Origin of the sequence: Kocuria sp. CPCC 205258 (genome assembly GCF_040981005.1) — a bacterium.
GTDB lineage: Bacteria > Actinomycetota > Actinomycetes > Actinomycetales > Micrococcaceae > Kocuria > Kocuria rosea.
This window is the reverse complement of the sequence record NZ_JAVKPS010000002.1, coordinates 516,284-540,848: the sequence shown is the minus strand read 5'-3', so window position 1 is coordinate 540,848 and position 24,565 is coordinate 516,284. Positions and strand designations below refer to the sequence as shown.

Annotated in this window: 23 protein-coding genes; 5 read left to right on the top strand and 18 right to left on the bottom strand. The window is 74.2% G+C overall.

All coding sequences use genetic code 11. The features are described from left to right. Window positions 1-61 precede the first annotated feature (61 nt). Window positions 62-1,285: a chorismate-binding protein gene (locus tag RF644_RS05785; protein ID WP_368795778.1), complete on the top strand. Its 1,224-nt coding sequence runs from the start codon at window positions 62-64 to the stop codon at window positions 1,283-1,285. A gap of 51 nt (window positions 1,286-1,336) precedes the next feature. Here the strand turns inward: RF644_RS05785 and RF644_RS05780 are convergent, their stop codons facing one another. From RF644_RS05780 to RF644_RS05765, 4 genes are all read right to left on the bottom strand, one after another. Beyond that, a complete protein-coding gene (locus tag RF644_RS05780) occupies window positions 1,337-1,876 on the bottom strand; it encodes a hypothetical protein (protein WP_017831890.1) in 540 nt (179 codons plus the stop codon). A 112-nt stretch (window positions 1,877-1,988) separates the two neighbouring features. Then, window positions 1,989-3,023 carry a CNNM domain-containing protein gene (locus RF644_RS05775; RefSeq protein ID WP_368795777.1) on the bottom strand — a complete coding sequence of 345 codons (1,035 nt, stop codon included), beginning with the start codon at window positions 3,021-3,023 and terminating at the stop codon, window positions 1,989-1,991. Continuing rightward, complete coding sequence (locus RF644_RS05770; RefSeq protein WP_017831888.1) at window positions 3,020-4,438, bottom strand: hemolysin family protein; 1,419 nt, start codon at window positions 4,436-4,438, stop codon at window positions 3,020-3,022. The genes RF644_RS05775 and RF644_RS05770 overlap by 4 nt, the downstream gene beginning before the upstream one ends. A 265-nt stretch (window positions 4,439-4,703) precedes the next feature. Continuing rightward, entirely contained in the window at window positions 4,704-5,078 is a 375-nt protein-coding gene (locus RF644_RS05765; RefSeq protein WP_017831887.1) for a hypothetical protein, read from the bottom strand. 218 nt (window positions 5,079-5,296) lie between these two features. On the opposite strand from RF644_RS05765, the gene RF644_RS05760 reads away from it, so the two are divergent. Continuing rightward, a complete protein-coding gene (locus RF644_RS05760) occupies window positions 5,297-6,700 on the top strand; it encodes a hemolysin family protein (protein WP_368795776.1) in 1,404 nt (467 codons plus the stop codon). Continuing rightward, window positions 6,697-7,743, top strand: coding sequence for a hemolysin family protein (locus tag RF644_RS05755; protein ID WP_368795775.1), 1,047 nt, complete (start codon window positions 6,697-6,699; stop codon window positions 7,741-7,743). The genes RF644_RS05760 and RF644_RS05755 overlap by 4 nt, the downstream gene beginning before the upstream one ends. Before the next feature lie 48 nt (window positions 7,744-7,791). On the opposite strand, the gene RF644_RS05750 is transcribed toward RF644_RS05755, so the two are convergent. The 10 genes from RF644_RS05750 to RF644_RS05705 all read right to left on the bottom strand — a co-directional run bounded on the left by RF644_RS05750 (window position 7,792) and on the right by RF644_RS05705 (window position 18,188). After that, entirely contained in the window at window positions 7,792-8,934 is a 1,143-nt protein-coding gene (locus RF644_RS05750; RefSeq protein ID WP_368795774.1) for a sensor histidine kinase, read from the bottom strand. Further along, window positions 8,931-9,644, bottom strand: coding sequence for a response regulator (locus RF644_RS05745; protein ID WP_368795773.1), 714 nt, complete (start codon window positions 9,642-9,644; stop codon window positions 8,931-8,933). Before RF644_RS05745 ends, RF644_RS05750 begins: the two co-directional genes overlap by 4 nt. 219 nt (window positions 9,645-9,863) lie before the next feature. Beyond that, complete coding sequence (locus RF644_RS05740) at window positions 9,864-10,877, bottom strand: metal ABC transporter substrate-binding protein (protein WP_368795772.1); 1,014 nt, start codon at window positions 10,875-10,877, stop codon at window positions 9,864-9,866. Between the two features lie 59 nt (window positions 10,878-10,936). After that, on the bottom strand, window positions 10,937-11,332 hold the full coding sequence (locus RF644_RS05735) for a Fur family transcriptional regulator (RefSeq protein ID WP_368795771.1): 396 nt from the start codon (window positions 11,330-11,332) through the stop codon (window positions 10,937-10,939). Next, entirely contained in the window at window positions 11,329-12,240 is a 912-nt protein-coding gene (locus RF644_RS05730) for a metal ABC transporter permease (protein ID WP_368795810.1), read from the bottom strand. The genes RF644_RS05735 and RF644_RS05730 overlap by 4 nt, the downstream gene beginning before the upstream one ends. Before the next feature lie 2 nt (window positions 12,241-12,242). Then, complete coding sequence (locus RF644_RS05725) at window positions 12,243-13,064, bottom strand: metal ABC transporter ATP-binding protein (protein WP_368795770.1); 822 nt, start codon at window positions 13,062-13,064, stop codon at window positions 12,243-12,245. Between the two features lie 74 nt (window positions 13,065-13,138). Then, window positions 13,139-14,983 carry an ABC transporter permease subunit gene (locus RF644_RS05720; RefSeq protein ID WP_368795769.1) on the bottom strand — a complete coding sequence of 615 codons (1,845 nt, stop codon included), beginning with the start codon at window positions 14,981-14,983 and terminating at the stop codon, window positions 13,139-13,141. Between the two features lie 8 nt (window positions 14,984-14,991). Beyond that, window positions 14,992-16,542 (bottom strand): ABC transporter substrate-binding protein, encoded by a 1,551-nt coding sequence (locus RF644_RS05715; protein ID WP_368795768.1) that lies wholly within the window; start codon window positions 16,540-16,542, stop codon window positions 14,992-14,994. 60 nt (window positions 16,543-16,602) lie between these two features. Continuing rightward, window positions 16,603-17,376: an ABC transporter ATP-binding protein gene (locus RF644_RS05710; protein WP_368795767.1), complete on the bottom strand. Its 774-nt coding sequence runs from the start codon at window positions 17,374-17,376 to the stop codon at window positions 16,603-16,605. Beyond that, complete coding sequence (locus RF644_RS05705; protein ID WP_368795766.1) at window positions 17,373-18,188, bottom strand: ATP-binding cassette domain-containing protein; 816 nt, start codon at window positions 18,186-18,188, stop codon at window positions 17,373-17,375. The genes RF644_RS05710 and RF644_RS05705 overlap by 4 nt, the downstream gene beginning before the upstream one ends. 280 nt (window positions 18,189-18,468) lie before the next feature. Between RF644_RS05705 and RF644_RS05700 the strand changes: the two genes are divergently transcribed. Both RF644_RS05700 and RF644_RS05695 read left to right on the top strand, forming a co-directional pair. Continuing rightward, complete coding sequence (locus RF644_RS05700; RefSeq protein ID WP_368795765.1) at window positions 18,469-18,876, top strand: four-helix bundle copper-binding protein; 408 nt, start codon at window positions 18,469-18,471, stop codon at window positions 18,874-18,876. 92 nt (window positions 18,877-18,968) lie between these two features. Beyond that, on the top strand, window positions 18,969-19,598 hold the full coding sequence (locus tag RF644_RS05695) for a DUF305 domain-containing protein (RefSeq protein ID WP_368795764.1): 630 nt from the start codon (window positions 18,969-18,971) through the stop codon (window positions 19,596-19,598). A gap of 112 nt (window positions 19,599-19,710) precedes the next feature. On the opposite strand, the gene RF644_RS05690 is transcribed toward RF644_RS05695, so the two are convergent. The 4 genes from RF644_RS05690 to RF644_RS05675 form a co-directional block, all read right to left on the bottom strand. After that, the gene (locus RF644_RS05690) at window positions 19,711-21,213 is read right to left on the bottom strand and encodes a multicopper oxidase family protein (protein WP_368795763.1); all 1,503 of its coding nucleotides are present in this window, start codon (window positions 21,211-21,213) and stop codon (window positions 19,711-19,713) included. Continuing rightward, on the bottom strand, window positions 21,210-21,485 hold the full coding sequence (locus tag RF644_RS05685) for an SHOCT domain-containing protein (protein ID WP_368795762.1): 276 nt from the start codon (window positions 21,483-21,485) through the stop codon (window positions 21,210-21,212). The genes RF644_RS05690 and RF644_RS05685 overlap by 4 nt, the downstream gene beginning before the upstream one ends. A gap of 76 nt (window positions 21,486-21,561) precedes the next feature. After that, on the bottom strand, window positions 21,562-22,236 hold the full coding sequence (locus RF644_RS05680; RefSeq protein ID WP_368795761.1) for a DUF305 domain-containing protein: 675 nt from the start codon (window positions 22,234-22,236) through the stop codon (window positions 21,562-21,564). Between the two features lie 52 nt (window positions 22,237-22,288). After that, entirely contained in the window at window positions 22,289-24,502 is a 2,214-nt protein-coding gene (locus tag RF644_RS05675; protein ID WP_368795760.1) for a copper-translocating P-type ATPase, read from the bottom strand. Between the last annotated feature and the right edge of the window lie 63 nt (window positions 24,503-24,565).

Below are 24,565 nucleotides of genomic sequence, written 5' to 3'. Positions count from 1 at the left end.
AGTCGAGCCACGAACCACTGAGGGTACCCTTACCCCGTCCGCTCGACCGAAGGCCCCGCCCATGCTCCGTGGCACGACGCCCCCCGCCGGCACGCCCGTCCCCCTGCCCCGGGACGAGGCAGGGAGCGGCGCACGGGGCCTCGAGGGCGACTTCGCGTTCGCGGGCCGCCACGGGCTCCTCCTCGCCTGCCGGGACCGGGAGCTGCCCGCCGGACGGATCACAGACGGCCGCGTGGATTCGGTCCTGGCCCGGCTGGACGAGGTCACCCGCGCGATGGCCGGCACCCGGCCCGGCGGGGAGGCCCGGCCGGTGCTGTGCGGCACCATCCCCTTCGACCCGGACGAGCCGGCCGACCTGTTCCTCGCCGAGCGGCCCGTGTGGGCGCCCCGCCCGGCGCCCACGGCCCCGGTGCCCCTGGCTCGGCAGCTCGTGCCCGCCGCCCCGGCGCCGGACCCCGACCACCACGAGGCGCTCGCCGAGGCCCTGGACCGCATCGGCCGCGGCGCCGCCCCGCACCTGGTGCTGGCCCGCGCCCTGGACCTGGAACTCCCCGCACCCGCGGATCTGGACCGGCTGTGGGACGAGCTGGTGGCCCGCGCCGCCGGCGGCCACGCCTTCCTGGTGCACCCCCGGGACGGCGGCACGGTCCTCGGTGCGGGCCCGGAGCTGACGGCCGAGGTGCGCCCGACCGGCTTCGCCTCCCACCCCCACACCGGCAGCGCCGCACGGCACCCCACGGTCTCGGGCGACTCGGCCGCCCAGCAGGTCCTGCTGCGCTCCCCCGCCGCCCGGCGGCGGCACCAGCACGTCGTCGAGCACCTGGCCCGCCGCCTGGCACCGCTCGCCGCGTCCCTGCACGTGCCCGGGCAGCCCAGCGTGCCGGGCACCGACGCCGCCTGGCACCTGGCGACCCGTCTCACCGGCAGGCTGCACCGGGGCACCAGCGCGCTGCACGCCGCGGTGGCGCTGCACCGTGCGGCCGCCGGCGCCCCGGACCGGGAGACCCTGTCCCTGATCCGTGAGCTGGAGCCGCGGCCCCGCGGGGTCTTCGCGGGCCTGGTGGGCTGGACCGACGCCGCCGGGCACGGCCAGTGGGTGCCGGTCCTGCGCAGCGCCCACCTGCACGGCACGCGCGCCCGGCTGCACGCCGCCGCGGAGCTGGACGCCACCTCCACCGTGGACGGTGCGCTGGCGGAGACGGCGGCGAACTTCGGCACGGTCCGGGCGGCGCTCGAGGCCGCCGGCGCGCCGGCGCGGACCGGCGCGGTCCCGCACGCCGCCTGACCCGTCACGCCCGGGGAGCGGCACCGGCCCCCGTCACCGAGGGGCCGGCGGTCAGTCGAGCTCCACCACGGTGACCGGCAGGGGCAGGGACTCGGCGGTGAAGGTGGTCTGCTCGGAGAAGGGCACCCCCGCCTCGTCCCGGCCGAAGCACAGGGCGAGCACCTCCCCCGGCTCGGTGCCGGCCATGAGGGTCCAGTGCTGGCCGACCGCGTCCACGGCGTGGGCCTGGTGGTCGAGGTCCGCCTCGCCCTCGACGTCGGCGAAGCGGGCCCGGTAGGCCTCCAGCTCCTCGGGGGTCTGGAGCACCCCGGCGGAGACGACCGCCTCCTCGTCACCGGTGACGGCCGGGGCCACCGGGTAGGCGATGCGGAACGGCGGCTCGAGGACCTCCAGCAGCTCCCGGGCGGGGGTGGCGTCGTCCCCGCGCAGCCACAGCCGGCCCGTGCCGTCGACGAAGCCCGTGTACTCCTCGTCGTTGGGGTAGAAGCAGAGGAACCCCGAGCCCGGGATGCGCGCGGCCAGCCCGGTGAGGTCCGCGGCGTGCTCCACGGTCAGGAAGCGGGTGAGGGGCTCCAGCAGCAGGGGTTCCACGGGTGATGTCTCCTAGCGGGGCGGCGGGGCGGTGGGACGACGACGGGGCGGTCGCGCCCGGACGCTCTACGCTACGCCGCCGCCGCCCGGTCGTGGGACGGTCCCGTCCTCCTCACCGGCCCGTGGGCCTGTCGGCGGCGAGTTCCCGGGGCAGGACCCGCCGCAGGACGTCGGAGAGGGTGATCACTCCCACGAAGCGGCCCTCGTGCACGACAGCCGCGAACTGCTCCCCGGCCGCGCGGATCCGGGCCAGGGCCTCGTAGACCGGGGTGTCGGCGTCGAGCACGAACGCGGGGCGGGCCAGGTCCCGGACGGGCCGGTCCGGGGGCTCGAGCAGCGTGTCGCGCACGTGGACCACTCCGGGCGTGCCGGCGCCGGGGTCCTCCACGAGGATCCGCAGGTGCCCCGAGCGGGCGGCGGCCGCCTGCACGTCGGCCGCGGTGGCCCGGACCGGCACGGTGGTCGGCGTCGCGCCCGGTGCGACCAGCGCTTCGACGGTGAGCTGCTCGAGCTCGAGCACGCCGGAGAGCTGGGTGCGGAAGGACGGGTCTAGCGCGCCCACGGAGGCCGAGTGCTCGACGAGGTGCCGGATCGTGTCGACGTCCTGGCCGCCGACGGCCGCCCGGTCCACCGGGGTGACGCCGCTGGCCGCGACCAGCCGGTTGGCGATCGCGTTGACCCACACCAGCAGCGGCCGCACGACCCAGATGAAGCCGCGCGAGGGCACGCCGATGAGCTTGGCCGAGGTCTCCGGGTACGCGATCGCCCACGACTTGGGCGCCATCTCCCCCACCACGAGGTGGAGGAACGTCACGAACAGCAGGGAGAGACCGAAGGCGGCGCCGTCGGCCAGCCCCTCGGGCGCGCCCCAGGAGGCGAACACGGGGCTGAGCCACGCGTCGACCGCCGGCTTGGTGACGGCGCCGAGGGCGAACGTGCACGCGGTGATGCCCAGCTGGGCGCCGGCGAGCATGATGGTCAGCTCGTTGATGCCGCGCAGGGCGGCGCGGGCGGCGCGGTTGGTCGCCGCCTCGGCCTCGAGCCGGTGGCGGCGCGCGCCCAGCAGGGCGAACTCGACGATGACGAAGAACGCGCTGAGCACGATGAGCAGCACGGTCACGGCGGTGACGACCAGGGGATCGCTCATCGGTCCTCCTCCTTCTCGGCGCCGGTCCGGGCGGTGGTGTTCTCCGCGGGGTCGGCGCCCTCGGCGGTGGTCTCGACGAGCCGCACGAGCAGCTCGCTGGGCACGTGCCGGGAGAGCTCGAGCACCTCGACGTCGAGCACCCGGTGGACGGGCCGGTCGAGGACGAGATCGCGGGGGTCGTCGGGCAGCTCGACCCGCACCACCTCCCCGGAGACCGGGAGCTCACCGCGCTGGGCGATGAGCAGGCCCGAGATGGTCTCGTAGTCGCCCTCGGGCAGCTCGTGGCCGACCGCGCGCTCGACCTCGTCGACGTGGATGTCGCCGGTCATCCGCCAGGTGTCCCCGTGCTCGGGCGTGATGGTGGCGGGCGGCTCGTCGTCGTGCTCGTCGGTGATCTCCCCGACCAGCTCCTCGGCCAGGTCCTCGACGGTCAGGATGCCGGCGAAGCCGCCGTACTCGTCGATCACGCAGGCGAGCTCGTTGCGCGACTCCGTCAGCTGCGCCAGTGCGTCCGGCAGCGACATGAGCGTGGGCAGCACCAGCGGGGGCGCCATCATGGTCGAGACCGCGGCGTCATCGGGCACGCCGCCGCGCAGCAGATCGGCGAGCTGGACGACGCCGAGGGGCTCCTCGGTCGCGGAGATCACCGGGTAGCGGGTGTGCTCCTGCGCCATGAGGACGCGCAGCTCGCCCACGGTGGTGTCCGGGGAGACCGTGCCGACCTGCGACCGCGGGATCATGGCGTGCTCCACGTCCTGGTCGGGGAAGTCGATGATGCGGTCGATGAGCACCGACAGCTCCTCGGGCAGGTCCCCGCTCTCGCGGGAGTCGGCGACGATGCGCTCGAGGTCCTCCACGGTCGCGGTCGTGTCGACGTCGTGCACCGGCTCGATCCGGAACAGCCGGAGCAGCGCGTTGGCGGCGTGGTCGAACACGGTGATCAGCCACCCGAAGAGGCCGAGGTAGATCGTGGTGGAGCGGGCCAGTCCGCGGGCGAGCGGTTCGGCGTTGGCGATCGCCAGGTTCTTCGGGTACAGCTCCCCGAAGATCATCTGCACGACGGCGGCCACGACCAGCGCGCCCACCGTCCCCACCGAGATGCTCAGCGCGGCCGGCACCCCGGCGGCGCCGAGCAGCACGCCCACGGACTCCCCCACCATGGGCTCGGCCACGTAGCCGATGAGCAGACCGGTGACGGTGATGCCCAGCTGGGCGCCCGAGAGCATGAAGGAGGTGCGGCGCGTGACCTTCAGGGCGCGCTGGGCGGCCTTGTCGCCGGCCTCGGCGCGCGCGCCGAGCTTGACGCGGTCGACCGACATGTAGGCGAACTCCTGGGCCACGAAGTACCCGTTGGCGGCGATGATCGCCAGGATCACGACGATGCCGAGGAGCAGGGTGAGAATCGCTCCGATCATCGGGGGCTCACTCCTGGATCGGGAGAGCCGGGCCGGAGCCTGCGGCGGGGGTCAGCTGTTGCGGGAAAAGGACAACTGTCGCCCGGGTCGTCGGACGACCCGGGTCTCGCAGGCGATGGGCCCATCGGGCTGGTTCACGCTCTCCATGATCGGGGGTCTGGAACGCCTCACAGTCTATTTGCCGTCGGACGCCCCCACGTGACGACGCCCCACATTCCGGGCTGACGCACAGGTTCGGCGGTGCACCGGGGCATCGGGCCGGGGCCTACTGGAACACCGGCATCAGCAGTCCCAGGAGCACCAGGCCCGCCCCGCAGACCGCCAGCGCCCAGACCGGGCGGTGCGGGGTGCTCAGTCTCCACTGCTCGGGGTGCCGGGAGTGGAACCAGACGACGACCTCGGCCCCGGAGTCGGGAGCGGGCACCGGCGGGTGGTGCCAGGGCTCCTCGTGGATCTCGTAGCGCGTGGTGTGCCAGCGCAGGCAGTGCGCCCCGTCCCGGAGGACGTGGATCGCCTCGGTCCGGTGCCACCGGACGTGCAGGCAGCGGATGATCACGGCCGCCGCCACCAGGGCCAGACCGGCGTTGGTCGCGGCGGCGCTGAGCACCTCGAGCAGGGCCGCTCCACTGAGTCCGGTCACGGCCCGAGCCTACTGGCGGGCTGCGCCGGTTCTCATCCGCCTTTCATCTTTCTCAGCCTTCTCCCGGCTGGGATTGCTAGATTTCCTGGTTCCTGCGGCCTGATGCTGGGCCGCCCTGTGCATGAGTGAGATACGGAGATCATGAGCGCCCACTGCGACGCGCCCTGTGACAGACCCCGGCCTTCGGGCCGTGCAGATGTGACGAGGTGGTGGGGCTGATGGAAGTCCTGTCGATCCTCCTCGGGGTGGCCCTGATCGCCGCCTGCGGGGCCTTCGTGGCCGCCGAGTTCTCGTTGATCACCGTCAACCGCAACGACGTCGAGGCCGCCGCGGCCACGGGTGACCGCCGTTCGGGCGGGGTGCTGCGGGCGATGAAGACCCTGTCCACGCAGCTCTCCGGGGCGCAGCTGGGCATCACCGTGACGAACCTGGGCATCGGCTTCCTGGCCGAGCCGGCCATCGCCGCCCTGATCGTGGGCCCGCTCACCGACGCCGGGCTGTCCCCGGTGGCGGCCCGCTCCGCCTCCGTCGTGCTGGCGCTGGTGCTGGCGACCGGCCTGACCATGATCTTCGGGGAGCTGGTGCCCAAGAACCTGGCCATCTCCAGGCCGCTGGCCACCGCGCGTGCGGTGAGCGGGTTCCAGCGCGGTTTCACCAGAGCCCTGGCCTGGCCGATCCGGCTGTTCAACGGCAACGCCAACCGCATCGTGCGCGCCCTCGGGGTGGAGCCGCAGGAGGAGCTGGCCTCGACCCGCTCCCCCGAGGAGCTCGCCGGGCTGGTGCGCCACTCCGCCGAGCGGGGGGCGCTGGCCGCGGCCACCGCCGAGCTGGTCGAGCGCTCCTTCGCCTTCGGCGACCGCCGCGCCCACGACGTGATGACCCCCCGGGGTCAGATGACCACCCTGGCCCCGGACGCGTCCGTGCACGAGCTGCTGGCCGCGGCCAAGGCCTCGGGGCACTCGCGCTTCCCCGTCCTCGACGCGGACGAGGGCGCGGTCCTGGGCCAGGTGCACGTGCGCCACGGCCTGGCCGTGCCCTACCGCGAGCGGAACGCCGTCACCGTGGGAGCGGTCATGGACGAGGTGACCTTCGTCCCGGACACGGTGGAGCTGGACGAGCTGATGGACACCCTGCGCGCCGGGGGCCTGCAGATGGCGGTGCTGATCGACGAGTTCGGCGACACCGCCGGGCTGGTCACCCTGGAGGACCTGGTCGAGGAGCTCGTCGGAGAGGTGCGCGACGAGCACGACCCCGAGCCTGCGCCGGTCACGGTGGAGCCGGACGGGTCCTGGGACCTCTCCGCGGCGCTGCGCCCGGACGAGGCCGCCGAGCACCTCGGCGCGGCGGTCCCCGAGCACGAGGACTACGAGACGCTCGCCGGGCTCGTGACCCTGCACCTGGGCCGGCTGGCCGAGGTCGGGGACCGGGTCACGGTGGCGGCCGCCCCCGCGCCCGGTGCACCGGAGGCCACGATCACCTTTGAGGTCACCGCGCTGGACGTCCACCGCATCACCGCGGTGCACGCCCGCGTCCACCGCCCCGGTGACGGGACGGCACCCGAGGACGGCGCGGAGGACCGCGCAGTGGAAGTGCCCGCCCACCAGAAGGAGTCCGCCCGATGAGCGAGGTCACCGGCCTGATCCTGACCGTGGTGCTCCTGGGCGCCAACGCGTTCTTCGTCGGCGCGGAGTTCGCCCTGATCTCCGCCCGCCGCACCATCATCGAACCCAGGGCGCTGTCCGGGTCCTGGGCCGCGAAGGTGACCCTGGGGGCCATGGAGAACGTCTCGCTGATGATGGCCGGCGCGCAGCTGGGCATCACCATCTGCTCCCTGGCCCTGGGCTACATCAGCGAACCGGCCATCGCCCACCTGCTGGAGGTCCCCTTCGCCGCGATCGGCGTCCCGGAGGCCTTCGTGCACCCGATCGCCTTCGCGATCGCGCTGTCCCTGGTGACCTACCTGCACGTGGTGTTCGGGGAGATGGTGCCCAAGAACATCGCCCTGGCCGGCCCGGAGCGCATGGCCGTGGTCCTGGCCCCCGTCCTGGTGGGCATCGTCACCGCCCTGCGCCCGCTGCTGTGGCTGCTCAACGGCGTCGCCAACGTGATCCTGCGGCTGCTGAAGGTGGAGCCCAAGGACGAGGTCACCTCGGTGTTCACCCGTGACGAGGTCGCGGCCCTGGTCGAGGAGTCCCGCCACGGCGGCCTGCTGGAGGCCAACGACGAGCGGCTGCTGCTGGGGGCCCTGACCTTCGAGCAGCGCAGCGTGACCGGGATCGTGATCCCGCTGGACGGGGTCACCACCCTGCCCGCCGGGGTCACGCCCGCCCAGGCCGAGACGGTGGCCGCCGGCGGGTTCTCCCGGTTCCCCATCTTCGACGTCTTCGGGGAGCTCGCCGGGTACGTGCACATCAAGGACCTGATCGAGATCGACGAGGCCGCCCGGGACACCCCGATCGACCCGTCCCTGATCCGCGCGCTGCCCACGATCGACCGGGACATGCCCCTGCGCCGGGCCCTGGCCCTGATGCAGAACTCCGGGGCCCACCTCGGCCTCGTGCTCGACGAGCGCGGCAGGACCGAGGGCATCGTCACCCTGGAGGACATGCTGGAGCAGCTCGTCGGGCAGATCCGCGACGACAGCCGCAAGCTGCAGGTCCGCTAGACCCGCGGGACGGCTACGGGTCCGGAGGTTACCGGCCGTCCGGCGGGCTCAGCCGGTGGGGCGACGGCGAGGCAGGTGGATCCGGAAGCTGGCGCCCCGGCCGGGGCCGTCGCTGGTGGCCTCCAGGGTTCCGCCCTGGGCCTCGACGAGGGCTCTGCTGATCGCCAGGCCCAGCCCCGAGCCGCCGCGGTGGGCCTCCCGGCCGGTGTTCGCGCGATAGAAGCGCTCGAAGACGTGCGGGAGGCTCTCCGCGCTGATGCCCTCCCCGGTGTCGGTGACGGTGTAGGTGACCGCCTCGGCGGTGTGGTCGGTGCGCAGGACGATGGTGCCCCCGGTCGGGGTGTGGCGCAGGGCGTTCTCCAGCAGGTTGCTCAGCACCTGGCCCATCCGCTCCGGATCCAGCGGCACCGGGGCGGTCGCCGGGCCGGTGCTCAGCGCGGTGATCGACACGCCCTTGCCGGCGGCGTCGGGCTCGATGGCCGCGACCGCCTGGCCCGCCAGGCGCCGCGGGTCCTGGAGGGTGAGCTGCGGCCGGGTCATGCCCTCTTCGGCGGCGGTGAGCTGGCGGATGTCGCGGGCCAGGCGCTCCAGGCGGATGATCTGGGCGTGGAGGATGCCGGTGGTGTGCTCGTCGAGGGCGACCACCCCGTCCTCGACGCCTTCCAGATGGCCCTTGAGACTGGCCAGCGGGGTGCGCATCTCGTGCGCCAGATCGGCCAGCATCCGGCGCCGGGTGGCGTCCACCGCACTGAGCTTGGCCGCCATCTCGTTGAAGGAGCCGGCCAGGGCGTCGAACTCCGGCCCCAGCGCGGCCGAGGTCACGCGCACGTCGTAGTTGCCCGCGGCCACCTCTCCGGCGGCGGTGCTGAAGGAGGCCAGGGACCGCCCGATGGTGCGGTAGAGGTAGAGGCTGAGCAGGCCGGCCATGCCGAGGGCCGGGAACCCGCCGATCGCCAGGGCGGTCAGGCTCACCGAGCGGAAGGCGTCCTCCAGGTGCACCAGCCCGAGGGCCTCATCGGCGTGACCCGACTCGACGAGCTCGTCGAAGAACATGTCCGGCCCGACCAGCACCGCGGTCACGACCACGATGATCAACCCGATCAGGAGCACCGCGGTCTGGGCCAGCATCAACCGCACCGTCAACGGGCTCCAGGACCAGCGCCGGGTGCGGTCGGCGACGGTGGCGCTCATCGTCCCGTGCCCATCCGGTAGCCGACGCCGCGGATGGTCTGGATGAACTTCGGGCCGGCGGCCTCGTCGCCGAGCTTCTTGCGGATCCGCCCGATGTGCACGTCCACCAGGTGTGCGTCACCGGTCCAGGCGGCGTCCCAGACCATCTCCACCAGCTGCCGGCGCGAGAGCACCACCTGCGGGTGGGCCGCCAGGGCGGCCAGCAGGTCGAACTCGATCCGGGTCAGCGCCACCGGCTCCCCGCCCACGCGGACCTCCCGGGCGGCCTCGTCCACCACCAGGTCCCCGACCACGAGCTCCCGGACCGGCCCCGCCGGGGCGGGTGCGGGGCCGGTGCGGGCCCGGCGCAGCATGGCCTGGACCCGGGCCACGAGCTCGCGCGGGCTGAACGGCTTGGTCACGTAGTCGTCGGCTCCCACCGACAGGCCCACGATCTTGTCGATCTCGTCGTCGCGGGCGGTGAGCATCAGCACGTGGCAGTCGGAGAAGGTCCGCACCTGACGGCACACCTCGACCCCGTCGATCCCGGGCAGCCCCAGATCCAGCACGAGGACCTGTGGCGCGAAGTCCCGCACGGCGGCCACCGCGTCGGTGCCGTCGTGCCGCACCGCGACGTCGAGTCCGGCCTTGCGCAGGTATCCCGCGACGAGCTGCGCCAGGTCGACCTCGTCGTCGACCACCAGCACACGACCCGCGGGAGGTGAGGACATCGTGGCTCCTTCGTCGGCGGCGCCCGCTCAGGTCCGGGCGGGGCCCGGGTCCGCCGCACGGTGCGGAGAGGCTGCGCCCACGGTGGTCCCCGTCGTCCTGTTCACGGTTCCCATTCTCCCCCACCGCGCCCGTGCGCGGTGGGGGACCGCCGGATCCGTCTCGGGACGGTCCATCACCTCGCGGGCGTCCCCGGGCCCCGTGAAGGCGGCTGCGCAGCCCTAGGCGCAGTCCAGGGCGGTGCGCAGCGCCTCGAGGTTGCTGCGCATGACCTGCTGGTAGTCGGCGCTCTCGTCGGACTGGTTCTCCACCGGGTCCAGGACCGCCGTCTCGATCCCGTGCTCGGCCGCCAGGGTCTCGGCGACCTTCGGGTTGACCAGGGACTCCGAGAACACCGTGGTGACGCCCTCGGCCTCGACCACCTCGCCGATCTCGGCCAGCCGGGCCGGGGAGGGCTCGGTGTCGGGGTCGAGCCCGGCGATGGCCACCTGCTCGAGGTCGTACTTGTCCGCCAGGTATCCGTAGGCCTCGTGGGACACCACGATGGTGTCCCGCTCACAGGTGGCCAGCCCCGCGGCGAACTCCTCGTCCAGGGCGGCCAGCTCCGTGGCCAGCTCCTCGGCGTTGGACTCGTAGGTCGCGGCGTTGTCCGGGTCGACCTCGGCCAGCTCGTGGGCGACCTCCGTGGCCACCGCGGCGAGCCGCTCCGGGTCCAGCCAGAAGTGCGGGTCCTCCCCGCCGTGGTCGTGCCCGTGGTCGTCCTCGGCGTGCGGCTCCTCGGCGGAGGCCTCGTCGCCGTGGGCCTCCTCGCTGTGCGCCTCCTCCGCGGCCCCGTGCTCCTCGGCGGGGTGGGCCTCCTCGCCCTCCACCCCGGCGTGCACCGCGTCGAGGGCGTGCTCGGGGGCGGCCTGGGCCACGGCGTCGTCGACCGCCGGCTGGAACCCGGACAGGTACACCACGGCGTCCGCGGTGCGCAGTCCGTCGACGGCGGCCGGGGACAGCTCCAGGTCGTGCGGCTCGGCCCCGGCGGGGGTCAACGACTCCACCTGCACGAGGTCCCCGCCGACGCGCTCGGTGACGTACTGCAGCGGGTAGAAGGAGGCCTGCACGCTCAGGGTCTCCCCGGCGTCACCCGCGGTGGCGGCCGAGGGGTCGCCCGCGCCGGAGGCGCAGGAGGACAGGGCGAGAGCGGCGGTCAGGGACAGCGGGACAGCGAGAGCACGCGACAGGATCATGAGAACAATTCTCAGTCAATCTGAGAATCATTGTCAAAACAGCTGCGGCGGGCCGACCCTCAGGCATCCTGCCGGCAGGTCTCGCAGGTCCCGTGCAGCTCGATGGCGTGGGAGACGTCCGTGAACCCGTGCCGGCGCGCGGTCTGGGTGGCCCACCGCTCGACGGCGGTCTCGGCCACCTCCACGGTGCGGCCGCAGCGGCGGCACACCAGGTGGTGGTGGTGCTCGGTGCGCCGGCACCGGCGGTACCGGGTCTCCCCGCCGGGGGCGGCGAGGGCGTCGACCTCCCCGGCCTCGGCCAGGGCGCTGAGGTTGCGGTAGACGGTGGCGAGGGAGACAGACTCCCCCTGCTCCCCCAGCATGGCGTGGAGCTGCTGGGCGGAGCGGAACTCGGGGGTCCGTTCGAGCAGCTCGGCCAGGGCGGAGCGCTGCCGGGTGGTCCGGGACACGGTCACGCTCCTCGCAGCTGGAGGTCGTCCTCGACGTCGTGGAGGCGGTCCGGTCCGCCGTGGCGCCGGGCGCGTCCCAGGAGGGGGCGGAGGAGCAGCGCCAGCACGTAGCAGGCGATGGCCAGCACCACGATCGTGGCCCCGGGGGACAGCGGGTGGAAGTAGGTGATGGACAGGCCGGTGACGCAGACCCCGACCCCGACGGCCATGGCCGTCCCCATGGTCCCGGCGAAGGAGCGGGTGACCAGCTGGGCCACGGCCACCGGGACGATCATCACGGCGGAGACGAGGAGGACGCCGACCACGCGCATCGACACGGAGACGGTCAGGGCGGCCATGACAGCCACCATGATGTTCAGCGCCCGCACCGGCAAACCGGTGGCGAGGGCGAACTCCTCGTCGTGGCACAGGGAGAACAGCGCCGGGCGCAGGCCGAGCCCGAGGCCCAGGACCACCGCCGCCAGCCCGGCGGTGAGCCAGACGTCCAGGGGGGTGACGGTGGCGATGGACCCGAAGAGGTAGCCGGTGAGGTTCGCCGACGTGCCGCCGGCCAGCCCGATCAGCAGCACGCCGCCGGCGATGCCGCCGTAGAACAGCAGGGCCAGCGCCACGTCGCCGCTGGTGCGCCCCTTGGTGCGCATCACCTCGATGAGCACCGCGCCGATGATGGCCGCGACCACCGCCCCGGGCACGGCCAGGGCGTCGTGCGGGGTGAGCCCGGCCGCGGAGCCGGCCAGCCAGCCCATGGCCACCCCGGTCAGGGCGACGTGGCCGATGCCGTCGCCGAGCAGGGCCAGGCGCCGCTGGACGAGGTAGGTGCCGATCACCGGCGCGGAGACACCCACGAGGGCGGCGATCAGCAGACCGCGCTGCATCAGCGGGCTGGCCAGCATGGCGGCGAGGGTCTCAAGCATGGTCACTGGGGCTTTCCGTGGAGATCGGGGGCGGTCGGGACGGCGGAGTGCTCGTCCCCGTGGGGGTGCAGGTGCTCGTGATCGGGGGCGTCGTGCCCGGGGGCCGGCAGCGGAGGGCTGCCGTCGTGGACGATGCGCCCGTGGCGCAGCACCACGGCGCGGTCCAGCAGGGGGGCCAGCTCGCCCAGCTCGTGGAGCACCACCAGGAGCGTGGTGCCGTCGGCCTGCAGCTGCGCCAGGATGCGGGCCATGGCCTCCTTGGAGACCTGGTCCACCCCGGACAGGGGCTCGTCCAGCAGCAGCAGCCGGGGCCGCCGCACCAGCGCCCGGGCGATCAGCACCCGCTGCTGCTGGCCGCCGGAGAAGATCGCCACGCTCTCGCGCGCCCGGTCGGCCAGTCCCACCTGCTCCAGGGCGTCGAGGCACGCGCGCCGTGCCCCGGGGCCGGGGCGGAGGCGCCGGTGTCCCGTCAGTCCCGAGGCGACCACCTCGAGCGCGGTGGCCGGCACCCCGGCCCCGACGCCGACGCGCTGGGGGACGTAACCGATGCGCGACCACGGCACGGTCCGGCGCGCGCCGGTGACGTCGGCACCGAACAGCCGGGCCTCGCCGGAGTCGACGGGCACGATGCCGAGCAGGGACTTGATGAGCGTCGACTTCCCGGAGCCGTTGCCGCCCATCAGGGCCACGGCCTCGCCCTCGGCCACGGCGAGGTCCACCCCGCGCAGCACCGGGGCGGCGCCGAGGACCACGGTGAGGTCCTCCGTGCGGATCGCCGAGCGGTCCGCGGGGGCCGGTGCCTCCGGCGTGGATCGAAGTTTCATGAGAGCCATTCTCAAGAAAATGAGAACGATGGTCAATTCGGCACCGGTTCCGCGGCGGACCGGTGCCGCCGGGATCAGCGCCGCGCCGGCTGCGCGGCGGACCGCACGGCGTCCTCCCCGCGGCGCGGAACGGACCGCGTGGCAGGAGACGCCGTGGCAGCAGGTCCCGTGTCAGCAGGTCCCCGCCCGGGACGGGCCGCGCGTCCCGTGACGTCGGCGCTGGAGACGGAGACGGCCAGGACGGAGGCGAGCACCAGGGCACCCGCGGGACCGAGCACGGTCCACGGGGCGCGCTCGACGTAGCCGATGCCCTCGGCCAGCAGCAGGCCCCACTCCGGGGCCGGCGGCTGCTGCCCCAGGCCCAGGAAGCCGAGGCCGGCGATGGCGAGGGCGGTACCGGGCAGGCGCAGGACCGCGTGCCGGGTCACCTCCGGCAGCAGGGTGGGCAGGACGGTCCCGGCCAGGACGCGGGTCCGGCCCACACCGAGCAGGGGCAGCACCCGGACGTAGGGCCGGGCCGAGATCTCGGCCACGAGGGCGGCGGTGTGGGCGGCCAGCGGTGCCCAGCTCACCAGGGTGACGGCCAGGGCGGCCCCGGCCGCGGAGGGGCCGGCGACCGCCACGACGAGGATGCCGGCGATGATCGGCGGTGCCGCGTTGGTGACCTCGACGGGCCCGGTGGACCATGTCCCGGTCATCCCGACGGCGAGACCGATGACCAGGCAGGCCGCGACCACGACCAGGGCCAGGCCCAGGGTGTCCAGGGCGCCGTGCCCCACACGCGCCAGGACGTCGCGGCCGGACGCGTCGGCCCCGAGCGGGAGCGCCCAGGAGGGCGCTTCGAGCCGCCCGTGGGCGGAGGTGTAGGGGTCCCGGAGCAGTCCGGCGACGACGAGCCCCAGCAGCAGGGCCCCCGAGACGGCCGGCACCGTCCACCACGCCCGGCGCCGCCCCGAGGGCGGCCCGGGGACGGGCAGGTCCCCGGAGCGGGCGGCCGGCCCCAGCAGCGCCCGGCGGGCCAGGGCGGCCAGGGCCCCGCACAGCGCGGCGAGCACGAGCAGGAGCAGGATCCCCGCCTGCAGGGCGGGGATGTCCTGGGCCGCCGCGGCCCCGAGCAGGGTCCGGCCCAGGCCGGGGATCGCGAAGACCTCCTCGACCGGCACCGCTCCGCCGGTGAGCCCGACGACGACGAGGGCGATCTGCCCGATCACCCCGGGCAGGGCCCGGTGCAGCGCCGCGAGCGCGATCCGCGGCCGGGAGTGCCCGGCCACGGCCCAGGTGTGCACCCAGCGCTCGGTGAAGGCGCCGGCCAGGGCGGTCGAGAGCAACCGGCCGATCAGCCCACCTCCGGGCAGGCCGAGCGCCAGGGCCGGGAGCACCACGTGTTCGGGCCCCTGCCATCCGTAGGGCGGGAGCCAGCCCGCCCAGACGGCCACGACGATCAGCAGCACCGCCGCCAGCAGGAACTCCGGCAGCGCGGTCAGCGCGGCGGCCGCCGCCCCGGCCCCGCGGGCGGGGCGTCCGGCGAGCCCGCTGCGGACGATGGGCACGCAGATCAGGGCGGCCACGAGCAGGGCGACGAGCAGGGCCGCGCCCATCAGCGTCAGGGACACCCCCATGGCCTCCAGGACGCCGGGCAGGACCGGGCGCCCGCTGATCCAGGAGGTGCCGAGGTCCCCGGTGAGGACGCCGCACGCCCAGTCGGCGAAGACGGCCACCGGGCCGCCGTCCAGGCCCAGCTCGGTCCGGATCTGGGCCAGCACCTCCGGGGTGGCCGGCCGGTCCGCGTAGCGGGCGCGCAGCACCGTGTACTCCGGGCTGTTGCCCGAGAGCCACGGCAGGGCCCCGATCAGCAGGACGACGGCGGCGCAGGCCGCGGCGCGGGAGATCAGGGCCGCAGCCCCTCCCCGTCCCCTCACTCGGCCCGTCACTCGGAGACGGCGGTCTCGGCCGTGATCAGCTCGCGCTCGCGCGGATCGCGGACCGCGCCCTCCACGCCGTCCTGCTCACCCTGGATGACGCGTTCGTGGAGCATCGGGATCGCCGCGTCCTCGGCCAGGATCGCCGCTTCGGCGGCCATGATCGCCTCCTGGCGCTCCTCGCCGGGAGGGGCCTGTTCCGCGGCGGTCAGGGCGTCGTCGACGGTCCCGGAGCAGAACTGGGAGAGGTTGAACGAGCCCTCGCAGCCGAAGTCGCTGACCATGTAGGCCACGGGGTCACCCGAGTCGAGCACCGTGGCGCGGGAGAGGATGAAGGCGTCGAAGTCGCCGTCCAGGGCGTCGGCCTCGATGTACTGGTACTCGCGCACCTCGAGCTCGACCTCGAAGCCGGCGGCCTCGAGCTGCTGCTGGAGCTGGACGGCGACCTCGGGCAGCTCGGCCCGGTCGGTGAAGGTGCCGATGGTGATCTTCCGCCCGGCCGGGTCCCCGGCCTCGGCGCGGTCGGCCAGCGCCTCGCGGTAGGCGTCGGTGTCCCGCCCCTCCGCGGCGTAGGGGATCGCCGGGCCCAGCAGCCCCGCGGCCACGTCGGCCCGGCCCTCGTAGACCCCGTCCACGATGCGCCGCGGGTCCAGGGCCTCCCGGGCGGCGGCGCGCAGGGCGGGGTCGGCGAACGGTCCGTCCTCGGTGTTGAGGTAGAGCGTGTTGGTGCGCGGCATCGGCACCTCCTCGAGGAGGTCCACCTCGACCTGGGCGGCCTGGCCCACGGGTACGGCCTCGACGACGTCGGCCTCGCCGGTGCGCAGCGCGGCGGCCCGGGCGGTGCCGTCGGGCACGAAGGACACGTCGATGCCGGCCGCGGCCGCGGCGCCGCCCCAGTGGTCCTCGTAGCGCTCCAGGGTGGCCCCGGAGGTGCCGTCCACGGCGGTGAGCTCGAACGGACCCGTGCCGTGGCCCACCGGGGTCACGGCGGTGCCCTCGTAGGCGGCCGGGGCCAGGACCGACAGCTGCGGGCTGGACAGCCGCTGCGGGACCAGCGGGTCGGTCTCGGCGGTGGTGACCCGCACGGTGTCGCCCTCGGCGTCCACGCTCATCTCCACCCCGTCCAGGATGCGCGGGGCCGGCTCCGCCTCCACCGCCCGGGCCAGGGAGGCGGCGGCGTTCTCCGCGGTGAGCTCGGTGCCGTCGTGGAAGGTGACGCCGTCCCGGATCGTGAAGGACCAGGTGGTGTCGTCGAGCTGCTCCCACTCGGTGGCCAGCATCGGCTGGGCGTCCCCGGCCTCGTCCAGCCGGACCAGGGTCTCGGCGGTGGACCAGCGGGAGAGCTTGAAGGCGTCGTCGCTCAGCGGGGACAGCCCCGAGCGCGGCGGCTGCAGCATGGCGAGCTCGATCCGTGCGCCGGTCGAGCCGCCGGCTCCCCCGGCGGAGGCGGTGCCGGAGCCCTCGGAGAAGCAGCCGGTGAGCAGCAGCAGGCTGACCGCGGCGAGGCCGAGGCCGGCGCGGCGTCGGGCGGGACGGGGAGCGGAGGGGCGAGGTGGCATCAGGAGGCCCTTTCGGTGTGGTGATCGGTGGTGGGTGACAGGGATGGTGCGGCCGCCGGCTCAGGGGGCCAGGTACGGAACCGCAGCCACCAGCTCCTGCGTCGTCGGGTGGCGCGGCGCCTCGAGCAGCCGGTCGACGGGGCCCCCCTCCACCACCTGCCCGTGGTCGAGCACCAGCGCCCGGCGGCACAGGAAGCGGACCGCGGTGAGGTCGTGGGAGACGAACAGCAGCCCCAGTCCCTCTTGGACGTGCTGCTCCTGGAGCAGGTCCAGCACCTGGTGGCGCAGCGGCAGGTCGAGGCCGCTGACCGCCTCGTCGGCCAGGAGGATCCGCGGCCGGGTCACCAGGGCCCGGGCGATCGCCACGCGCTGGGCCTGACCGCCGGAGAGCTCGTGGGCGCGCCGGCCCAGGTGCTCGGCGTCGAGGCCGACCCGCTCCAGGGCGTCCCGGACCAGGCGGGCGTGGTCGCCCGCGATGCGGAAGCGGCGCAGCGGTTCCCGCAGCTGGCGTTCGACGCTGCGCCGCGGGTCCAGGCTGGACGCGGGGTCCTGCGGGACGTACTGCACGGCCTGCCTGGCCCGCCGGATCTGCTGCCGGCCGGTCAGGGGAACGCCGTCGAAGAGGATCTCGCCCCGGTCCGGGCGCTCGACGCCCAGCAGCAGGGACAGCAGCGTGGACTTGCCCGATCCGGAGGGGCCGACCAGGCCCAGCGACTCCCCCTCGCGCACCGCGAGGTCGACACCGCGCACCGCGGCCACGGCGCCGGAGCGCGTGCCGTAGCTCCTGGTAAGCCCGGCACCGTGCAGTGCGGCGGGTTCCGCCGCCCGGCTCACGAGGCCACGCCCAGCGGGGCGGCAGCCGGCGGAGCCGCGGCGGACCGGAGTCCGGTGCGGGCGGCCTCGACCAGGGCGGCCGTGAAGGGCGCCTGCGGCGATCGGACCACCTGCTGGATCGGGCCGGACTCGACCACCCGTCCCCGGTCCAGGACGACGACGTCGTCGCACAGGTCGGCGGCGACCGCCAGGTCGTGGGTGACGAACAGCAGCCCGCCGCGGCCTGCGCCGGTGCACCGGCGCAGGGCCTCGACCACGTGGCGCTGGCTGATCATGTCCAGCGCCGTGGTCGGCTCGTCGGCCACCAGCAGGTCCGGGGCGGCGGCCATGGCGAGTGCCAGGCACACCCGCTGCCGCTGCCCGCCCGACAGCTGGGAGGGGTGGGCCCGCAGGATCCGCGCCGGGTCCTCGAAGCCGACCTGGCGGAGCAGATCCGCCACGACCCGGCCGGCGGCCGCCGCACCGAGCCGGCGCCGGCGGGCCACGGCGGGCAGCAGCTGCCGGTCCAGGCGCACCACGGGGTTCAGCGCAGCCTGGGAGTCCTGGAAGACCGCGGCCATTCCCGGACGCCGCCCGGGAGCCTGCCGCCACGGCAGCTCACGGCCGGCGACCCGCAGGGAGCCCTGCACGTCGAAGCGGTGCCCGAGCAGACCCAGCAGGGCCAGGACCGTCAGGGACTTCCCCGAGCCCGAGGCGCCGAGCAGGGCGACCCGCCGACCGGGCGGCACCTGGAAGCCCACACCCTGCAGCAGCGGCCGTCCGGCCAGGGCCACCTCGAGCCCCCGCACGTCCACTCCGGTCGCACCGCGCATGCTTCCCCCTTGCCAGAACCGGTCTCCACGAGCTCTCATGGTAATGAGTTTCATTCGCAGTAACAAAACCGGCGGCACCACGCCCAGGAGGCGTCCGCGGCGTGACCGGCAGTGGCGGCCGGCGCCGACCGATTCGTCCGCCCCCCGTGGCCAGGGCTTCTTCACGGAATCTTCAACGTCCAGGGCTTCACTCCGCCGGATCGGCAGTTTACTGTCGGTTGCACGGCGGTCCGGTTCCGACCGGTCCGCACCACGGCAGGACGGACGAAGGAGCGAGACCATGACCCACGTGACCTCGATGCTCGAGACCTACCCGAAGGACCTGGGGAACATCGACCGGCAGAAGCTGGCCGAGTGCATCGCGGCGTGCTTCGAGTGCGCCCAGACCTGCACCGCCTGCGCCGACGCCTGTCTGGCCGAGGACATGGTCGCGGAGCTGACCGAGTGCATCCGCAAGAACCTCGACTGCGCCGACGTCTGCGCCGCCACCGGCAAGGCGCTCTCCCGCCAGACCGGCAACAACGCCGAGGTCGGCCGGGCCCTGCTCGAGGCGTGCCGCACCGCGTGCAAGGCCTGCGGGGACGAATGCGCCGGGCACGCCGAGATGCACGAGCACTGCAAGGTCTGCGCCGAGGCCTGCCGCCGCTGCGAGCAGGCCTGCGCCGACCTCCTCGCCTCGCTGGGCTGAGCCCGGCGGAGCACCGACCCGACCCCCGCGGCAGCGGCTGCTCCGCCGCGGCGGGGGTCCTCGGACCGGACCACGGAGATCGGAGGAGTTCCGTGTCGAGCACAGGAGACGACAGGAGCGACGGACGTCAGCACGGTGGGAGCCGGCCGGACGGGGACTCGCACGAGGAGCACCGGTCCCACGACGCCCCGAAGATGTACCTGCGCTTCGGCGCGATGATCCTGACGGCCATGGTGGTGATGTACGCCGCCATGTTCATCGGCTCCTGGGAGTGGGGCCACGTGCGCTGGAGCGAGAGCCGCCTGTTCATGACCCTGACCATGGGCGGGACCATGGGCCTGATCATGCTCGCCTGGATGCTGAACATGTACAAGAACACCAAGGCGAACGTGGCCATCGTGGTGGTCAGCCTCCTGCTGTTCGGCACCGGGGCGTTCCTGGACCGCAGCCAGACCACGGTGCAGGACACGTCGTACATGAGCGGGATGATCCCGCACCACTCCTTGGCCATCACCCGGTCCGAGCGCGCCGAGCTGTCCGACGTGCGGGTGTGCGAACTGGCGGTCGAGATCAGCGAGGCCCAGCGGCGGGAGATCTTCGAGATGGACTGGCTGATCGAGGACATCGAGCGCAACGGCGTGGCCGCCACCGCCCAGGAGGCGGAGTCCCGGCCGGTGCCCGACCACGAGGAGCCGGCCGAGCGTCAGTGTCCCGCGGAATGACCTGACCCTGCCTCGGAAGAGCGCCTCGGGCGACCGGGTTCCCGGCCCGCGCTCCGGCGCCACCGCCCTGCACGGGGTCGGACCGACGGACCTCGGCGGGCCTCAGCGGGCCTCAGCGGGCCTCGAGGGTGCCCATCATGCCGAGGTCCTCGTGGTCGAGGATGTGGCAGTGGTAGACGCTGCGGCCGGCGAAGTCGTCGAAGGCCACCCGGACCGTCACCTCCCCGAAGGCCGGGACGTTGACCACGTCCTGCCACCGCGGTCCGGAGACCTCGCGGCCCGCCTCGGCCACGACCTGCATCGGCCACACGTGCAGGTGCACCGGGTGGTCCATGGGGCTGGAGTTGACCAGGGTCCACTCCTCCACGGTGCCCACCCGGACCCGCTGGTCGGTGCGCCCGGCGTCGAACTTCCGGCCGTCGATCGTGAAGGACATCATCTGCCCGGGACCGCGCATGCCGCCCATCATTCCGCCCATGCTCATGCCCATGCCCATGCCCATGGCGAAGTCCAGGGTGCGCCGGGCCTCGACCGGCTCCTCGCGCAGGTCCCGCGGCGCCGGCCCCGCGGGCACGGGCCCGGCCGGCTCGACCGGGTCCCCGGCGACCTCCAGGGTGAGCAGCTCGACCGGACCGCCGGAGCCGGGACGGTCCCCGCCCGGACCCGTCATCCCGCCCATCATTCCGTCCATGCTGCCGCGATCCACCGGGGTGGCCACCAGGGTGGAGGTGCCAGCCCGGGCGTCCACCAGCAGCTCCACCCGGTTGCCCGGCGCCAGGGTCACGTCGGTGACCTCGAGCGCCTCGGGCAGCCGGCCGACGTCACGGCCGGAGAGCCGCAGGTCCTGCCCGTCCAGGCTCAGGCGCAGGTACCGGGCCGGGCAGGCGTTGACGACCCGCCACAGCTCCCGTTCCCCGGGTGCCGCGATGGCTCCGGGACGGACCTGACCGTTGACCAGCACGGTCTCGCCCTCCCGGCCCATCATCCGCTCGGGCGGGGAGATCTCGGCGAGGTTCCCGGAGGCGTCCAGGGTGAGGTCGGAGATCACCAGGACCCGTTCCCGGGCCACCGGGACGGGGTCCGGGTCCTCGACCACGATGGCCCCGTAGAGACCCGCCGCCAGCTGGTCGGCCACGTGCCCGTGGTGGTGCGGGTGGTACCAGTAGGTGCCCGGCGGGTGGTCGCCCGGCAGGGTGAACTCGTAGTCGAAGGAGTCCCCGGGGGCGATGCTCACGAAGGGGTTGTCCCCGCTGTCCTCCGGGGAGACGTGCAGACCGTGCACGTGCAGGTTCGTCGGGTCGTCCAGGCCGTTGGTCATCGCCACCCGGAGCGTGTCGCCGGGGCGGACCCGCAGGGTGGGCCCGGGCAGGGAGCCGTTGAACGCCTGCACGTGCGCGGTGCGCGCCCCGATCCGCACCCGGGCGGGGGCGGCCTCCAGGGCCAGGTCCAGGGCCCCGTCCCGGCTGGACAGCACCTCGGGCTGCAGCAGCTCCCGGCCGCCGCCGAGGGCCTCGCCCCCGCCGCCGGTCCACCACAGCCCGGCCCCGCCCACGGCCGCGGCGCCGGCGCCGGCCGCGCCCAGGGCCAGCAGCTGCCGGCGGGTCAGCGGGCTCACCGGTCGCCCTCCTCCAGGGTCCGCAGCCGCTCCCGGAACTCCTCGGTGCTGATCTCCCCGCGCGCGTAGCGCTCCTCGAGGATCTCCCGGGACCGGCGCGGACCCGCGCCCATCGGCGGCGGGGCGCTCCCGTCCTGCCGGGTCCCGCCGCCCGAGTTCCCGGTGAGCAGCTTCACGAGCACGACGACCAGTACGACCGCGCCCACGATGAGCAGGAGCCAGAAGATCCACATCCAGCCCATGCCCCCTCCCATGCCGTCGCCCCACATCATCGCGGTCCTCCTTCGATCGGTCGGTCGGCTTCCGCCGGCGGCCGCCCGTGGGCGACGACGCCGGTCACCGGGGCGGTCAGGAACCGTCCGGCAGCTCCTGGAGCATCCGCTCCATCTCGGCGATCTCCGCCTCCTGGTCCTCGACGACCTGTTGGGCCAGTTCGACGGCCTGGGGGTTCTGCCCCTGCTCGACCTGGTCCCGGGCCATCTCGACCGCGCCCTCGTGGTGGACGGTCATCTGCTCCAGGTACAGCCGGGCCGCGTCCGTCCCCTGCGCATCGTTGAGCATGCCCATGTCCTCCTCGCTCATCATCCCGCCGGTCCCATGGTCCATGGACGTGGAGTCCTCGCCGGGCATCGGCGCTTCCCAGGCCCGCAGCATCTGGTTCATGCGCTCGATCTCCGGGCCCTGGGCATCGACGACCTTCTGGGCGAAGGCCCGGACATCGGCGGGGACGTCGTCCTTGGCCAGCAGAATCTCGCTCATGTCCACGGCCTGCTCGTGGTGTGGGATCATCATCTGCGCGAACATCACGTCGTCGTCGTTGTGCTCGGCGGAGATCTCCGCCGCGGCGCCGGAGGCCGGTGCGGTGCCCGTGCCCTCGGGGGCGGAGGCCGCGGGGGCGGAGGCCGCGGGGGCGGAGGTCTCCGCGCCCGTGCCGGCGTCCTGCTCCGAGCTGTCGGCGCCGCAGCCGGCGAGGGCTAGGGCGGAGGCCAGGGCGAGGGCGGAAAGGGTGGTGGAGCGCTTCACAGTGTGTCCTTCTCTTCGGTTCGGGGGTCGGGGGTCGGGAGGTCAGGGTGGCTCAGCGGGCGGGGACGGTGCCGGCCTGCTCGGGAGCCCGGCGGTCCTCGGTGCCGACGGCGGCCAGGTGGGCCGGGGCGAGGTCGAGGCGGCGCAGCAGCTGGGCGTTGAGCGCCACCACGATGGTGGACGCCGACATCAGCACCGCGCCCACGGCCGGGGACAGCACGATCCCGATCGGGGCGAGCACCCCGGCGGCCAGGGGCACGGCGGCCACGTTGTAGCCGGCGGCCCAGACCAGGTTCTGGATCATCTTCCGGTAGCTGGCCCGCGACAGCTCGATCATCGACAGCACGGACCGGGGGTCGTTGCCGGCCAGGACCACCCCGGCCGACTCCATGGCCACGTCGGTGCCGGCGCCGATGGCGATGCCGACCTCGGCCCGGGCCAGGGCGGGGGCGTCGTTGACGCCGTCGCCGACCATGGCCACGGTCATCCCGCGGGACTGGAGCTCGACGACCTTGGTGTCCTTGTCCTGCGGGAGGACCTCGGCGAAGACCTCGTCGATGCCCAGCTCGGCGCCCACGGCCTCGGCGACCTGGCGGGCGTCGCCGGTGATCATCGCCACGCGCACCCCCCTGTCCTGCAGGGCGGCCACGGCGGCGCGGGACTCGGGACGGACCTTGTCCTCCAGGGCCAGGGCACCGATGACCGCTCCGTCCCGGAGGACGTGGAGCACCCCGGCGCCGCGCGCCACCCACTCACGGGTGGTCCCGGTGATCGTCGCCGGCGTGGACAGGCCGAGCTCGCGCAGCAGGTTGGGTCCGCCGACCGTGATCTCGGCACCGTCGACGGTGGCGCGGACGCCGCGGCCGGTGGCCGATCGGAGGTCGGTGCCGCGCAGGCCGAGCCGCTGCGCCTCGGGGTCATGGGCGGCCGCGGTGACGATGGCGCGGGCCACGGGGTGCTCGCTGTCGGCCTCGGCCGCCGCCGCCAGCGCCAGGAGCTCGCCCTTCGAGGTGCCGGGGACCGGGGCGGCGCCGGTCACGGCGTGGGCGCCCTCGGTGAGGGTGCCGGTCTTGTCGAAGAGCACCACGTCGATGGTGCGCATCCGCTCCAGGGCCAGCCGGTCCTTGATCAGCACCCCGGCCTTCGCCGCGCGCTCGGTGGAGATCGCGATGACCAGCGGGATCGCCAGGCCCAGGGCGTGCGGGCAGGCGATGACCAGCACGGTCACGGTGCGGATCACCGCGTCGTCCGGGCTGCCCAGCAGCGTCCAGGCGATGGCGGTGAGGATGCCTGCGGCCAGGGCGAACCAGAACAGCAGCGCGGCGGCACGGTCGGCCAGGGCCTGGGCCCGGGAGGAGGACTCCTGGGCGGCCGCGACCATCCGCTGGATCCCGGCCAGGGCGGTGTCGGCGCCGACGGCCTCCACCCGCACGCGCACGGTGGTGTCGGTGGCCACGGTCCCGGCGACCACCGTGTCGCCGGGTGCCCGGCTGACGGCCTTGGACTCACCGGTGATCATGGACTCGTCGAACTCGGCCGTCCCCGCGACGATCTCCCCGTCGGCCGGGACCCGGGCCCCGGGGCGGATCAGCACGACGTCGCCCACGGCCAGCTCGGCGACGGGCACGGTGACGGTGTCACCGTCGACGACCTTCTCGGCCTCGTCGGGCAGCAGCGCGGCCAGGGCGTCCAGGGCGGAGGACGCCGCCCCGAGGGCGCGCATCTCCATCCAGTGGCCCAGCAGCATGATGACCACCAGCAGGGCCAGCTCCCACCAGAAGTCGAGGTCGAACCCGCCGATCCCCAGGGTGGTGACCCAGGAGGCGACGAAGGCGACGGTGATGGCCATGGCGATCAGCAGCATCATCCCCGGCTGCCGGCTCTTCAGCTCGGTGAGTCCGCCCCTGAGGAACGGGGCCCCGCCGTAGACGAAGATCACCGTGCCCAGGACCGGGGGGATCCAGGCGGAGCCCGGGAACTCGGGGACGGAGTAGCCCAGCAGGTGCCCGACCATCGGGCTGAAGACCACCACGGGGACCGCCAGCACGAGGCTGAGCCAGAACTTGTTCCGGAACATCGCCGTGGAGTGCCCGGCATGCTCGCCGTGGGTGTGGACCTGGTGGTCCTCGTCCACCGCCGAGTGGGCGTGGGCGTGCGGCATCGCCTGCCCGTGGGTGTCGGCGTCGGCGTGCTGCTCGTGGCCGTGGGCGTCCGCGGGCTGCTCCGGGGCGGCGGAGCGGCCGTGGTCCTGGTGCGGGGAGCTCATGATCTTCCTCCTGCGAGAACTGGTGTCCGCTCGGTGGGGACCGAGGTGGTCCTGCTCCTCCTA